General features: G+C 71.8%; 8 protein-coding genes, 2 tRNA genes and 1 pseudogene. 6 read left to right on the top strand and 5 right to left on the bottom strand.

What is annotated here, in order from left to right; all coding sequences use genetic code 11:
* Positions 1-2: 2 nt before the first annotated feature.
* From WMF34_RS41210 to WMF34_RS41220, 3 genes are all read right to left on the bottom strand, one after another.
* Complete coding sequence (locus WMF34_RS41210; RefSeq protein WP_437994702.1) at positions 3-2,480, bottom strand: heavy metal translocating P-type ATPase; 2,478 nt, start codon at positions 2,478-2,480, stop codon at positions 3-5.
* Between the two features lie 203 nt (positions 2,481-2,683).
* The gene (locus WMF34_RS41215; protein ID WP_437991209.1) at positions 2,684-4,099 is read right to left on the bottom strand and encodes a sigma-54-dependent transcriptional regulator; all 1,416 of its coding nucleotides are present in this window, start codon (positions 4,097-4,099) and stop codon (positions 2,684-2,686) included.
* Positions 4,096-5,592 (bottom strand): sensor histidine kinase, encoded by a 1,497-nt coding sequence (locus WMF34_RS41220; protein WP_437991210.1) that lies wholly within the window; start codon positions 5,590-5,592, stop codon positions 4,096-4,098. The genes WMF34_RS41215 and WMF34_RS41220 overlap by 4 nt, the downstream gene beginning before the upstream one ends.
* A 270-nt stretch (positions 5,593-5,862) precedes the next feature.
* Between WMF34_RS41220 and WMF34_RS41225 the strand changes: the two genes are divergently transcribed.
* From WMF34_RS41225 to WMF34_RS41250, 6 genes and pseudogenes are all read left to right on the top strand, one after another.
* The gene (locus WMF34_RS41225) at positions 5,863-6,765 is read left to right on the top strand and encodes a hypothetical protein (protein WP_437991211.1); all 903 of its coding nucleotides are present in this window, start codon (positions 5,863-5,865) and stop codon (positions 6,763-6,765) included.
* Position 6,766: 1 nt separating this feature from the next.
* A complete protein-coding gene (locus tag WMF34_RS41230; RefSeq protein WP_437991212.1) occupies positions 6,767-8,071 on the top strand; it encodes a TolC family protein in 1,305 nt (434 codons plus the stop codon).
* Positions 8,068-8,712 carry a hypothetical protein gene (locus WMF34_RS41235; RefSeq protein ID WP_437991213.1) on the top strand — a complete coding sequence of 215 codons (645 nt, stop codon included), beginning with the start codon at positions 8,068-8,070 and terminating at the stop codon, positions 8,710-8,712. Before WMF34_RS41230 ends, WMF34_RS41235 begins: the two co-directional genes overlap by 4 nt.
* Positions 8,709-9,896 carry an efflux RND transporter periplasmic adaptor subunit gene (locus tag WMF34_RS41240; RefSeq protein ID WP_012240721.1) on the top strand — a complete coding sequence of 396 codons (1,188 nt, stop codon included), beginning with the start codon at positions 8,709-8,711 and terminating at the stop codon, positions 9,894-9,896. Before WMF34_RS41235 ends, WMF34_RS41240 begins: the two co-directional genes overlap by 4 nt.
* Positions 9,897-9,904: 8 nt before the next feature.
* A complete protein-coding gene (locus WMF34_RS41245) occupies positions 9,905-13,093 on the top strand; it encodes an efflux RND transporter permease subunit (protein WP_437991214.1) in 3,189 nt (1,062 codons plus the stop codon).
* A 158-nt stretch (positions 13,094-13,251) separates the two neighbouring features.
* Positions 13,252-13,428, top strand: a pseudogene (locus WMF34_RS41250) (multicopper oxidase domain-containing protein); the annotation flags it as partial.
* A 199-nt stretch (positions 13,429-13,627) separates the two neighbouring features.
* Here the strand turns inward: WMF34_RS41250 and WMF34_RS41255 are convergent.
* A tRNA-Lys gene (locus tag WMF34_RS41255) sits at positions 13,628-13,703 on the bottom strand.
* 79 nt (positions 13,704-13,782) lie between these two features.
* Positions 13,783-13,856: transfer RNA gene (locus WMF34_RS41260), tRNA-Arg, on the bottom strand.
* Positions 13,857-14,135 lie beyond the last annotated feature (279 nt).

The following is a 14,135-nucleotide window of genomic DNA, read 5'->3' on the forward strand; positions in this document are numbered from 1 at the left end:
GATCAGAGCTCGGTCCGACGCAGCCGGAGGGCGTTGCCGATGACAGACACCGAGCTCAGGCTCATCGCGGCGCTGGCGATCATGGGGCTAAGGAGCAGCCCGAGGACGGGATAGAGAACGCCCGCCGCGACCGGCACGCCGAGCGCGTTGTAGACGAACGCAAAGAACAGGTTCTGTCGGATGTTGCGCATCGTCGCCCGGCTGAGCTTCCGCGCGCGCAGCAGCCCGCGGAGGTCGCCGCGCACGAGCGTGATCCCGGCGCTCTCGATGGCGACGTCGGTCCCGGTGCCCATGGCGACGCCGACGTGCGCCTGGGCGAGCGCGGGCGCATCGTTGATACCGTCGCCCGTCATCGCCACGATGCGGCCCTCGGCCTGGAGGCGCTTCACGACCGCGGCCTTCTGATCGGGCAACACCTCGGCCTCGACGTGCTCGATGCCGAGCTTCCGGGCGACCGCCTCCGCCGTCGTGCGGCTATCGCCGGTGAGCATGATCAGGTGGATGCCCTCCTCGCGGAGGAGACGGACGGCCTCGCCGGTCGAGGCGCGCACCGGGTCGGCCACGCCGACGATGCCGGCCGCCTTGCCATCCACCGCCACGAGCATCGCGGTCTGGCCTTCTTGTCGGCGCTCCTCGGCTCGGCGCGGGAGATCGTCCGGCGGGATACCGAGCTCCTCGAAGAGCTTGAGGTTGCCGAGCGCGACCGAGCGCCCGGCCACCGTGCCCACCACGCCCTTGCCCGTGATCGACCGGAACCCTTCTGCCGGCAGGAGATCGAGCTCCTGCTCGAGGGCCCCGGCGACGATGGCGGTCGCGAGCGGGTGCTCGCTGCCGCGCTCCAGGCTCGCCGCGAGCCTGAGGATCTCGTTCGGCGGGAGGTCGCCCAGCGTCGCCATGGAGGCGAGCTTCGGCTTGCCCTCGGTGAGCGTGCCGGTCTTGTCGACGACAAGGGTGTCGACCTTCTCGAAGGTCTCGAGCGCCTCGGCGTTCTTGATCAGGATACCGGCCGTCGCGCCGCGCCCCGTCCCGACCATGATCGAGATGGGCGTGGCGAGGCCGAGCGCGCACGGGCACGCGATGATGAGCACCGCCACCGCGTTGACGAGCGCGTGGGAGAGCCTGGGCTCCGGCCCGACGAGCAGCCAGACCACGAAGGCCAGCGCCGCAATCGCGATCACGGCGGGCACGAAGTACGCGGCGACGGCGTCCGCGAGGCGCTGGATGGGGGCGCGGCTGCGCTGGGCCTCGCCCACCATCTGGACGATCCGGGCGAGCAGGGTGTCGCGCCCGACGCGATCGGCCCGCATCACGAAGCCGCCCGTACCATTGACGGTGCCGCCGACCACGCGGGCGCCGGGCGGCTTCTCGACCGGGATGGGCTCGCCCGTGACCATCGACTCGTCGACCGCGCTGCTCCCCTCGAGGACCTCTCCGTCGACGGGCACCTTCTCGCCGGGCCGCACGCGCAGCCGGTCGCCGGGCTGCACGTGCTCGAGAGGGACGTCCTCCTCCTGCCCGTCCGGCGCGAGACGCCTGGCGGTCTTCGGGGCGAGGCCGAGGAGCGCCTTGAGCGCGCTGCTCGTCCGGCTGCGGGCGCGGAGCTCGAGGACCTGCCCGAGCAACACCAGCGAGATGATGACGCTGGCGGCCTCGAAGTAGACCGGGACCGCGCCGCCATGCCGGACGGAGTGGGGGAAGACGCCGGGCGCCAGCGTGGCCAGGACGCTGTACGCGTAGGCGGCGCCCGTGCCGATGGCGATCAGGGTGAACATGTTGAGGTGCCGAGTCCTGATCGAGGCCCAGCCGCGCTCGAAGAACGGAGCGCCGCACCAGAGCACCACGGGCGTGGTGAGGGCGAGCTCGATCCACACGAGCCAGTGGCCAAGGAGACGCTGCACCGGCTGGCCCGGGATCATCTCGGACATCCCCAGCACGAGGACAACGAGGCTCGGCGGGACGCTCACCCAGAAGCGCCGGGACATGTCCACGAGCTCCGGGCTCGGCGCGTCCTCGAGCGTCACCGTGCGCGGCTCGAGGGCCATCCCGCAGATCGGGCAGGAGCCCGGCTCCGTGCGGACGACCTCGGGGTGCATCGGGCAGACGTACTCGACGCGCGTCGCCGGCTGGACCGGCTGGACCGGCTCGAGGGCCATTCCGCACGAGGGGCACGTTCCCGGCCCGGTCTGTCGGACCTCGGGGTGCATCGGGCACGTGGTGATGCCCTGGTCCAGCGTGGGCTCTCCTTCGGTCCTCGCCTGGACTGGCGCGTACTTCTCGGGCTCCGCACGGAACTTGGCGAGGCAGCGCTCGCTGCAGAAGAAGTACGTCCGACCGCCGTGCTCATGCCGCCCAGCGGCCGTCTCGGGCGAGACGGTCATCCCGCAGACCGGATCCTTCGCCCGCTCTCGGTCTCGGTCCGCGGGAGCAGGGTGGCCGTGCCCGTGAGCGTGGCCGTGCTCGTGGTGATGCGCGTGGTTCATGTCGTCTCCCTCCTCGCTGACGCTCATGGTTGCGCCGCCTTACATCCCAAGCACCGCGCGAGCGCCGCTCATCGCTCTGAGCGGCTGCCCGGCGCTCCCCGCAGGAGGCGGTGCCGCATGACGCCGGCGATCGCTGGCGAGCTGGTCAATGGTTTCCGTCGTTCGAGACGCCAGCTCGCCAATGCTTCGCGGTGAATGCCCGCTCAGTTCTTCGAGCCGTCCGTGCCCCGGCGCTCCTCGCGGAAGTCGTCGGCCGAGAGACCGCAGCGGCGGAGGAGCCGGTAGAAGCTCTCCCGCTCGACGCCCGCGTGGGCGGCGGCCTTCAGCACGTCGCCGCGGAAGCGGCGCATCACGGCCTCCAGGTAGCGCCGGTTCATCTCCTCGCGCGAGGCGTCGACCGCCTCGCGGTACGAGAGCTGAGCGAGGTCCACATCGCTCGAGCTCGTGAGCCGGAGCGGGCTCGCCCCCTGCACCTCGGGCGGCAGCGACTCGAGGCGTATCTCGCTCGTCGTCTCGATGACCAGCGCCCGCTCCACGGCGCTCTTGAGCTCGCGCACGTTGCCTGGCCACCGGTACATCTGGAGCGCGCTCATCGCCGCCGCCGAGAACCCGCTCGCGGACGAGCGTGACTGCGGCGCCCGCTCGGCGAGGAACCGCTGCGCCAGGGGCGGGATGTCCTCCGCGCGCTCGCGCAGCGGGGGCAGCTCGACGACGCAGACGTTGAGCCGGAACCACAGGTCCTCGCGGAAAGCGCCGGTCTTGACCATGGCCCGGAGGTCGCGGTGCGTCGCGCTGATGAGCCGCACGTCGACCTTGCGCTCACGCGACTCGCCGATGCGCCGCACCGCCCGCTCCTCGAGCACGCGCGTGAGCTTCGCCTGGACCGTGGGCCTCAGCTCGCCGATCTCGTCGAGGAACAGCGTGCTGGCGTGCGCCTCCTCGAAGAGGCCCGCGCGATCCGTGGCGGCGCCCGTGAACGAGCCGCGCGCGTGGCCGAAGAGCTCGCTCTCGATGAGCGAGCGGGGGATGGCGGCGCAGTTGACGGCAATGGGGCGGTGCAACGCGCGGGACGAATGCTCATGAATGGCGCGCGCCACGAGCTCCTTCCCGGTGCCCGTCTCGCCAAGGATGAGCACGGTCGCGTCCGTCGGCGCCACGCGCTCGATAAGCTGGTAGAGCGCCCGCATTGCGGGTGAGCGCCCCGTCATGCCCGCAAAGCCCTGCGCTTCCGGCGCGTCGTGCTCGCCCTTCAGCACCGCGGCCTGCGCCATGGCCCGCTCGACCAGCGCGCGCAGCTCGTCCGGGTCGAACGGCTTTGTCACGTAGTCGTAGGCGCCCTCGCGCATGGCCTGGACCGCGGTCGGGACCGACGCGTACGCGGTCATCAGGATGAAAGGCACTCCGGGCCAGCGCGCGCGCACTGCCCGGAGCACCTCGAGCCCGTCCCCGTCGTTCATGCGCAGATCGCAGACGACCGTTGTGACCGGCTCGGTCTCAAGCAGCTGGAGCGCCGTTCGTACGCCCCGCGCCGTCAGGACCTTGGCGCTCTTGCCGAGCACCTTCGAGAGCAGCGCCAGCATGTTCGCCTTGTCGTCGACGACGAGCACTGTCGGCTTCATGCGCGCTCCTGGCTCTCCCTGGCTTCTTCGGTGAGGACGCCCGGCAAGTCGATCACGAACAGGGACCCGCCCCCCGGCCTCGGCTCCGCCCGGATCGTCCCGCCGTGCGCGGTCACGAGACCATAGCAGACCGCGAGGCCGAGGCCGGTGCCGTCGCGTCGGGTGGTGAAGAACGGCTCGAAGAGGCGCTCGCGCGCCTCCGCGGGAATGCCGGCTCCCCGGTCCAGGACCTCGATGCGGTAACCATCGTCCTGCCGCCGTCCGCGCACGATGACCTCTTCACGTTCCGAGGTTCCAGAGGTCGCGTCGCGCGCATTGGCCACGAGGTTGACGATGACCTGCCGGATCCGGAGCGGATCCACGTTGATGAAGGACGGCTCGGCGTCCACGAGCGGGGCCTGGTCGCGCCGCCCCGGCCCGCCGTCGCAGTGCGAGGCCGCGTCCATGAGGAGCTCCTCCGCCTGCACGGGGCGCGGCGAGAGGATCGGAGAGCGCGCGTACATGAGCAGCTCCTCCGCGATCCGCTGGCAGGCCGCCGCTTCCTCATCGAGGATCGAGAGCTCCTCGCGGAGCTCGGGCTTCTCCGCCTCCTTCGCCATCGTCTTCACGTAGCCGCGGATCACGGCGATGGGGTTGTTGATCTCGTGCGCGACGCCCGCGGCGACGCGGCCGATCGCCGCCAGCCGCTCCGAGGCGACCAGGTCGGCTTCGGTGCGCGACAGTGCGTCCAGCATGCGGTTGAACGCGTCGGCCACCGCCGCGAGCTCCACGGCTGCGACCGGCTCGACACGGGCGCTGCGATCGCCCGCGGTGACGCGCTCGGCGACGCGCTCGAGCGACGAGAGCGGCGTGGAGAAGGAGCTCCAGAGCTTGCGCCCGGCGATCAAGGCGAGCGCCGCGGCGAGCGCACAGACGGCCGTCGCGAGGATCAAGGCGAACCGGATGAACTGCTCAGCCTGGCGCTCCGCGGCCATGGCGCGCTCGTCGAAATGACGCGCCAGGCTGTCCGCGTGCTCCGTCATCCGGTCGACGAGCGCGTTCGCGCGGTCATGCGCGTGGTGAACCTCGTGCCAGTCCTGCCGATCGATGGCGGGGAGGATGGCCGTGGAGAAGAGCTGGCTGAGCTCGCGGCTCGTCTTCCCGATGTCGTCGAGCATCGTGGCCGTCTCGGCGTCGAGGCCGGGCCGTAGCTCGGCGAGCTTCGCGCCGAGCTCGTTCACCCAGGCATCGTGGTGCTCGACGTGCGAGCGGTCGCGCAGGATGATCGTGTGCGCCTCGTGGATGTACTGCTCGCGCGCGGTGACGCTGAGCAGCGCAGCCCGGCGCGAGGCCACCTCGAGGTCGTGGGCCTCCAGGATCGCGCGACGGGACGCGAGGCCGGTGAGCACGGTGGCGATGCCGCTCACGACGACCAGGGCGACGAGGAGGCTGATGACCAGGCGCAGCCGGCGGCGGAGTCGATAGAGGCGCTGCGGAACGGGGGGCGGAGCCATGGACGGGAGCATCCTCGCAAGCCGCGTACCGGGGCCGCAATCGGAGCGCTGACTGCACGCGGAGCCACCGATCAGGCCCGACCGGCGTGGTTTCCGGCCCGGTGGAGGGACGGCCTGTGACCGAGCCGGTCACAAATTCGTGACCGTCAAGGTCACCGCGAGGACCGGACGCCGCGCAGAAGCCCGGGATTCCTGCGCGCGGCGGCTTGGCGCGCTCATTGCTCAGGGTCCTGCTCTCCAGGGCAAGAACCTCGGTTCCAGGAAAGCACGATGCGCCAAATCCTTCTCTCTTTGCTCGTCTCGATCCCGCTTGTGGCCTGCTCCACGAAGGAGACACCTGGCCATGACCGCGAAAAAGCCGCCTCGACACAGGCTCCGGCCGCGGCGCCGCCCCCCACGAAGGCGCCCCACGACCATGCCGCGAGCACGCGCCCCCACGCGGATCACAACCCCCGTCACGGCGGCCTGGTCACGATGGAGGGCGACAACCACGTCGAGGTCGTGATCGGGGCCGACGGCGCCATCGACCTGTACGCCAGCGACGCAGTGAGGACGCCGATCCCGCCGAAGGACGTCACTGGCACCATCACGATCGAGCCCAAGGGCAAGGGCGAGAAGCAGACCCTGACGCTCGCGCCGAACGAGGCGAAGGGCTCGCTCTCGGCCAAGGGCCCGGCGCCGGACAATGCGGATTACACCTGGGACCTGAAGGTCCGCAGCGCGCCGATGAAGATGACGCTCACGGTGCCGGCCGGGGGGACGGCGGCCTTCGCGGACGCGCCCGCCGACCACCCGGCGGGCGATCACGCCCACGGCTCGCCCCACGGCGGGGTCGTCCAGTCGCTCGCAGGCGGCCATGTCGAGGTGAAGCTCGAGAAGACCGGCGACATCACGGTCTGGATGCTGGACAAGGCCGAGAAGCCTCGCACCGCGAAGGGCGTCACGGCGAGCCTCCGCCCCGTCGTCGCAGGGGCGAAGGAGGTAGAGCTCGCCTATGACGAGAAGGCCGATGTCCTGCGGGGCAAGATCGACCCGTTCAAGCAGGACCACGTGGACGGGGTGCTCAGCATCACGCCGGCCGGAGGAACCGCGACCTCGCTCCGGTTCGCGTTCCACCTCGAGGGTCATCAGGGGGCGGGACATGACGCCCACACGGGACACGAGGGGCACTGAGATGGCGAGCGGGCGCCTGCACCGGAGCCGACGCGCGATGTTCGCGGCCCTGGCTGCCGCGCTGACGCTCGTGCCCGCGCCTTACGCCCGCAGCGAGACGCTGACGTGGGCCCAGGTGAAGGCGCGCGCCGCCGCGCGGTCGCCCGCGGCCGTGGAGGCGAAGCAGGGGACGCGCGCGGCACGCGCGGAGGCGGCCGGCGCAGGGCGCTGGCCCCGCACGAACCCCGTGCTCACGGGGGGCGTCGACCTCGGCGCCCCGTTCGGACACCCGGAGCAGCGGACGTTCTCGGTCGGCATCGAACAAGAGCTCGACGTCTTCGGGGTCGCGGCCACGGCGGCGGATGCCGGCCAGCAGAAGGTCGCCGTCGCTGCGCTTGAGGGGGCGGTGCTGAAGCTCGACGGGCTCGCCGAGACGGCCGAAGCGTTCATCGAGCTCGAGCGAGCGCAGCGCGAGCTCGCCGTCTGGACCGAGCTCGACCGGGTCTTCGAGCGCATCGCCGCTGGCACCGCGGCGGCCTCCCGCGCCGGTGAGCGGTCGGATCTGGAGGCGATCCTGGCCAGCGCCGAGAGCGCCGGTGCAATGACCGAGCTCGCCGGCGCGCAGGCCGAGCTCGCGCGGGCGCAGGCGCGGGTCGGGGTGATCATCGCCGCCGCGGATCCCTCGTCCCTCCGGGTCGCGGAGGAGCCCGTGCGGCCGCCAGACGGCCGTGGCCGCGACGCGCTCGTGGCCGCCGCGCTCCGCCGCCGGCCCGAGGTCGGGCTCTGGCGGGCTCGGCTGGGAGAGGCCGAGGCACGGCGCGCGTTCGCCGCACGCGCTGCCCTCCCAGAGCCCACCGTGGGCCTCGGGGTCGAGACGGAGCGGGAGGAGCGCGAGGCCTCGCCGGTCAGCCCGGACGGGGCGAGCGGCGCCCGGCACGAGCGCACGCAGCTTCAGATCACGCTGTCCGTGCCGCTGCCGTTCTTCGACCGGAACCAGGCCGAGCGAGCCCGCGCGCTCGCCGACGCGAGCTCCGCCAGCGAGCAGGGCGCGATCACTGCCCGACAGATCAGCGCAGCGGTCACACGCGCGAAGTCCGCGGCCGACGCGAGCTGGGCGGCCCTCGCGCGGTGGCAGGCCATCGCTCCCCGGCTCGACGAGGCGCAGGCGATGGTCGAGAAGGGCTATGCAGCAGGGCAGGTCGATCTGTTCGACACCCTCGCCAGCGCCGAGCGCGTCGCCCGGGCGCGCGTCCAGATCCTCGAGGCGCGCGCCGCCTACCTGAAAGCCCGCGCGGAGCTGTCCCGCGCGCTCGGAGAAGAACCATGATGCACAAGAAGCACCTCGCCTGTGCCGTGGCGCTCGCGATCGTTGCGTCGGTCCCGCGCGTCTCCGCGCACGGCGGCGAGGATCATGCGGCACCGGCCGCGCCGAGCGCCGCGAGCACCGGGACAGAGCACGTCGTGTCAGGGGAAACGGCGGTGTTCTCGGTCGTCATCAAATACCCGGCCAAGGAGGCGGAGGGACCGTTGCCCGCGCGCGTCTACGTCGCCCGGGCCGACTCCAGCGCGCCGGTCGAGGGCGCGCGTGTCCGCCTCGAGCTGAAGGGGGGGCTGACGTTCGCCGCGGACGCGGGGAAGACGGCGGCCGCCGGTGTTTATGAGGTCGCGCTCCCCACGGCCCCGGAGGGAGCAACCGCCAACGGGGTCGTGTCGGTCGAGGCCGGGGACGCCTTCGACCTCGTGCTCGTCGGGGACCTGCGCTTCGGTGCCATCGAACCCGCCGCCGCGCCGACCGGGATGACGCCGGGCCGGGAGGTGCCCCTCGGCGGTCTGGCGGCGGCCGCGGGAGCGCTCGCCGCGCTCAGCGGCGGGATCGGGTATGCGCTCGGGCGGCGCTCGCGGCGGAAACCGCCTGCCCCCACCCTTCGCCCCGAGGATCGTTCCGCGCTCCCGCAGGTGGCCTCGTGAGCCGCGCCCGTCCGCCCACCGTCAGCGCCATCACCGCCGCGCTCGCCATCGCCTCGGCCCTCGCGGTCACGGGCCTCGGGGAGCGCGCCGACGCGCACGGCGGCGAGGACCACAGCGCGCCCGCGAAGCCCGCAGCCAGCGCCGCGGCGGACCCGAACGTGGCCCGCGTGCCGATCGAGACCCAGTTCCTGCTCGGGCTGCGCACGGAGCGCGCCAAGCGCGGCGCGCTGGCCACGAGCCTCGGGCAGATCGGCACGGTGATCGCGCGCCCCGCCGGCGAGCTGGCCGTCGTGACCCCGACGTCCGGCCGCCTCTTCCCGCCCGAGGGCGGGTTCCTGCGGCTCGGCGACGAGGTGAAGAAAGGCCAGCTCCTCGGGACCTTCAGGCCGAGCCTGGGCGGCGCGGAGAGCGCGCAGCTCGGGCTGTCGCGCAGCGACGCCGCGTCCCGGGTGGCCGCAGCCGAGGCGCGGCTCGGGCTGGCAGAGCGCGAGGTCGCGCGACGCCGCGAGCTCAAGGGCATCGTCGCCGACAAGGACATCCAGGCCGCCGAGGCCGAGGTGGAGATCGCCCGGGCCGAGGTCGCGCGCGCCCGGGCGGACGTCGGGGTGCTCGCGGGCGGGGCGGGAGCACAGAAGCTCAGCGCGACGATCGACGGGACGGTGGTCTCCGGCCGGGTGAGCCCGGGCGCCCAGGTCGCGGAGGGGACCGAGCTTTGGCGCATCGTCGACCTCGCGACGCTCTGGGTCGACGCGCGCATCCCGGAGGCGGACGCGGCACGCCTCGCGGGCGATCGCGCCGAGGTGACGCTCGTCACCGATCCCGCAACGCGCTTCGAGGCCAGGCGCCTCGCGGTCGCGTCGCTCGTCGACCCGGCGACCCGCACCGTGCAGGCGCTCTTCGAGTTCGCCAACAAGGACCGGCGCGCGCGGGTCGGCGCGCTCGCCAACATCAGCATGTCGGGGAGCGCGTCCATCGAGAGCGTCGTGGTCCCGGTGCCGGCGCTGCTCGATCGCAGCGGCACGCCCACGGTCGTCGTGAAGACCGGCCCCGAGACGTTCGAGCTGCGCGCGGTCGCGATCGGGCCGAAATCCGCCGGCGCCGTGGGGATCACGGCGGGCGTGACGGCGGGAGAGCGCGTGGTCGTCGAGGGCGCCATGGCCGTCCTCCTCGCCGCGGGGGGCTAGCAGGGACCATGTTCGACACCCTGATCCGCTTCTCCCTCAGGAACCGCCTCTTCGTCATCGCCGCGGCGGCGCTGGTGCTCGTCTACGGGACGTACTCGCTCCTGAAGCTCCCGATCGACGTCTTTCCTGACCTGAATCGGCCGACGGTCACCCTCATGACCGAGGCCCCGGGGCTGGCGCCCGAGGAGGTGGAGACGCTGGTCACGGTGCCCCTCGAGCGGGTGATGAACGGCGCCCCCGGCGTCGAGCGCGTGCGCTCCACGTCGGGCGTCGGGCTGAGCGTCGTGTACGTCGAGTTCGACTGGTCCACAGACATCTACCGCGACCGACAGCTCGTCGCCGAGCGCCTCGCCACGGTGACGGAGCAGCTCCCGGAAGGCGTCACGCCGCAGATGGGGCCCGTCGCCTCGATCATGGGGGAGATCCTACTGATCGGGGTGCAGGGCGAGGGGGTCTCGCCCATGACCCTCCGGACCCAGGCCGACTGGGTGATCCGGCCGCGGCTGCTCACGATCCCGGGGGTCGCGCAGGTGATCCCCATCGGCGGCGAGGTGCGCCAGATCCAGGTCACGGTCGATCCGGCCAAGCTCGCGGCCGCGGCGGTGTCGCTCGACGAGATCTCGCGCGCCCTCACCGGCGCGAACGCCAACGCCACCGGCGGGTACGTCGACCGGCGGGGGCTGGAGTTCCTCGTCCGCACGCTCGGCCGCGCCCGGACCGAAGCGGACATCGCCGCGACCGTCATCGCCCTGCGGAACGGGACGCCGGTCACCCTCGCGCAGGTCGCCACGGTGCAAGAGGCCGCGCGCATCAAGCGCGGCGACGGGTCGATCGACGGCAAGCCCGCCGTGATCCTCTCGGTGCAGAAGCAGCCGGGCGCCGATACCGTCGCGCTCACCGGCAGCATCGACAGGGCCGTTGCCGAGCTGCAGAGGTCGATGCCCGCGGGCGTCACCATCAACCCGCGCCTCTTCCGGCAGGCGACCTTCATCCAGAGCGCGGTCCACAACGTGGTCGAGGCGCTGCGCGACGGCGCGATCCTGGTCACGATCGTCCTGTTCCTGTTCCTGCTCAACTTCCGGACGACCGCGATCACGCTGACCGCCATCCCGCTCTCGTTCATCGTGAGCGCGCTCGTGTTCCGGGCCTTCGACCTGTCGGTCAACACGATGACGCTGGGCGGGCTCGCCGTGGCGATCGGCGAGCTCGTCGACGACGCCATCGTCGACGTGGAGAACGTGTTCCGGCGCCTGCGCGAGAACAGGGCGCTCGCCTCGCCGCGGCCGGCGATGGACGTCATCCGCGACGCGTCGAGCGAGGTCCGGAGCTCCATCGTCTTCGCGACGATCGTGGTGGTCCTGGTCTTCGTCCCCCTGTTCGCCATGAGCGGCATCGAGGGGCGGCTCTTCGCGCCGCTCGGGATCGCCTACATCGTGTCGATCCTGGCGTCGCTGGTTGTATCCCTGACGGTCACACCTGCGCTCTGCTCGTATCTCCTGCCGTCCATGAGGCGGATGAGCCACGAGGACGGCTGGCTGGTGCGCAAGCTCAAGGCCGCGGACCGGCGCGTGCTCGGTGTGTCGCTGCGGCACCCCGGGGCTGTCATGGCAGCGGCGGGCGCGCTGGTCCTCGCCGCCGCGGCGACGGTGCCGTTCCTCGGGGGCGAGTTCCTGCCGCCGTTCAACGAAGGGACGCTCACGATCAACGTGATCACCAGGCCGGGCACCTCGCTCGCGGAGTCGAGCCGACTCGGCACCCTCGCCGAGCAGCTGATCCACGAGGTCCCCGAGGTCGTCTCGACGGGGCGGCGGACCGGCCGGGCAGAGCTCGACGAGCACGCGGAGGGGGTCCACTACTCGGAGATCGACGTCGATCTCCGGGCGTCCGAGCGGGAGCGGGAGGTGATCCTCGGCGACATCCGCGACCGGCTCGACAAGATCCCCGGCGTGGCGGTCAACGTGGGACAGCCGATCTCGCACCGGCTCGATCACCTGCTCTCGGGCGTCCGCGCGCAGGTCGCGGTGAAGATCTTCGGCGAGGACCTCGGCGAGCTGCGGCGGCTCGGGAAGGCGGCGCGCGACGCCATGCAGGGGGTCGCGGGGGTGAAGGACCTGCAGATCGAGCAGCAGGTGCTCATCCCGCAGATCGCCATCAAGGTGAACCGAGAGCGCGCAGCGCAGCTCGGCGTCAACGCCGGCCAGCTCGCCGAGCTGCTCGAGCTCGCGCTCGCGGGCAGCACCGTCACGCAGATCCTGGAGGGCCAGCGGACCATCGATGTGGTGCTGCGGTACCCGCCGGAGCTCCGCGAGGACATCGACGTCCTGCGGCGCACGCTGGTCGATACGCCCAGCGGCGCAAAGGTGCCGCTGTCCGACCTCGCCGATGTGACGGAGAGCATGGGGCCGAACCAGATCAGCCGCGACGACACGCAGCGGCGGATCGTGGTCTCCGCCAACGTGGCTGGGCGCGATCTGGAGCAGGTCGTGAGCAATATCCAGCGCGCCGTGGACGCCATCCCCAAACCGCCGGGCTACTACGCGACCTACGGCGGGCAATTCGAGAGCCAACGCTCGGCGTCGCGGCTCATCGGGCTGCTCTCGATCGCGAGCCTCGCCGGGATGCTCGTGGTCCTGTACTCGCAGTTCCGCTCGTGGACGGTGGCGCTCCAGATCCTGCTGAACATCCCGCTCGCCTTGGTCGGCTCCGTGCTCGCCGTCGTTCTGACCGGCGGTGTCCTCTCGGTCGCGACCCTGGTCGGGTTCATCACGCTGTGCGGCATCGCGTCGCGCAACGGCATCATGATGATCTCGCACTACATCCACCTGATGAAGGAAGAGGGCGAGTCGTTCGGTGAGGCGATGATCGTCCGCGGCTCGCTCGAACGCCTCGTCCCGGTGCTGATGACCGCGCTCACCGCCGCGCTGGCGCTCGTGCCCATCGCGCTGTCGAAGGGCCAGCCGGGCAAGGAGATCCTCCAGCCCGTGGCGGTCGTGATCCTCGGCGGCCTGCTCTCGTCGACGCTGCTCGATATCGTGGTCACGCCGGCGGTGTTCCTGAAGTTCGGCCGCAGCTCTGCCGAGCGCCTGGCGCGCGCCCGGGACAGCGCGGCCGGCGAAGAGGTCAACCTCGCCGGCGTGGCGCCGCGTGAATGCGGAGGTGTCGCGGGAGAACGCGGAGTCTGCGCCGGAGCGCCTTGAGGCGCCCGCGTCGCGTGGCGTCGGTAGAAGATTCTCTGGAACCCGGCGCAGTCGGCGGATCGAGCCGGCGGTGGAATGCCGCCGGCTCCCCCGCGTCCGCGAGGTGCAGCCCGGAACAGAGCGCTCACGCCGTCCGCCTGGAACCAGGCGCGCGTTGGTATGTGCCCGCGTCCGCGCAGTACCCGGAGACCACCGTCCTGGTTCCAGTCGGCAGCACGCGGGTCATCGAGCTCGTCCCGGAGGAGCCTGGCGACTGGGCCGTGCACTGCCACATGACCCACCACGTGATGATGCAGATGGGTCACGGGCTGCCGAACATGGTCGGCGCGGGGGCGGCCCGCTCAAGCTCAAGAGCCGGGCCGGCCACACGTCGTTCACGACGACGGAGGGCTACCCCGGCAAGGCCGAGCAGGTACGCGACGGCTTCGGCCAGGTGCTTTCCAGATCACCGACCGGGCTGGTCCGTCCGCTCGACGAATCGTCCAGCGGAGCAGCTCGGTCTGGATGAGGATCGCGAAATCCTCATCGTATCCTTGGTGGGCCATGAAGGACTTGAACCTTCAGCCAATGGATTAAGAGTCCACTGCTCTACCAATTGAGCTAATGGCCCGAGTGAATTGTCAAACCGACTGAACCTGGAACGGCTCCCGGGATCTCGCCGGAACGCTTGAGTCGCCCGTTGAGCCCGGCACGCCCGGCCTGATTCGAACAGGCGACTTTCGGATTCGAAGTCCGACGCTCTATCCAGCTGAGCTACGGGCGCTCCTGCTCGCCCCTCGGCGGGGCTCGCGGAACGCTTCTAACCGCACCGGCGGCGATATGTCAAGGCGTTGTAGCGACATGATGCGCAATTTTTAGGCCGCCTCACTCCGCGGAGCCCGGACGGACGTGCGTGCCGGGTACATCGGGGCTCCTCCCCCGTGAGGCGCACCGTCGTCCACCGTCACCCGCCGCGCGGCCACGGCCAGCCAGCGGCACGCCCTCCCGGGCGCGCCTGGGCCGACGCGGCGGCGCCGGGCCCGGGGCGGCTGCCTCCTGCTCT

It is taken from the genome of Sorangium sp. So ce145, assembly GCF_051525985.1.
In the GTDB taxonomy this organism is placed as follows: domain Bacteria; phylum Myxococcota_A; class Polyangia; order Polyangiales; family Polyangiaceae; genus Sorangium; species Sorangium cellulosum_B.

Bases quoted from the DNA above. Each gene is read 5' to 3' on its own strand.
- WMF34_RS41210 (WP_437994702.1), bottom strand. From the start codon at position 2,480: ATGAACCACGCGCATCACCACGAGCACGGCCACGCTCACGGGCACGGC.
- WMF34_RS41215 (WP_437991209.1), bottom strand. From the start codon at position 4,099: ATGAAGCCGACAGTGCTCGTCGTCGACGACAAGGCGAACATGCTGGCG.
- WMF34_RS41220 (WP_437991210.1), bottom strand. From the start codon at position 5,592: ATGGCTCCGCCCCCCGTTCCGCAGCGCCTCTATCGACTCCGCCGCCGG.
- WMF34_RS41225 (WP_437991211.1), top strand. From the start codon at position 5,863: ATGCGCCAAATCCTTCTCTCTTTGCTCGTCTCGATCCCGCTTGTGGCC.
- WMF34_RS41230 (WP_437991212.1), top strand. From the start codon at position 6,767: ATGGCGAGCGGGCGCCTGCACCGGAGCCGACGCGCGATGTTCGCGGCC.
- WMF34_RS41235 (WP_437991213.1), top strand. From the start codon at position 8,068: ATGATGCACAAGAAGCACCTCGCCTGTGCCGTGGCGCTCGCGATCGTT.
- WMF34_RS41245 (WP_437991214.1), top strand. From the start codon at position 9,905: ATGTTCGACACCCTGATCCGCTTCTCCCTCAGGAACCGCCTCTTCGTC.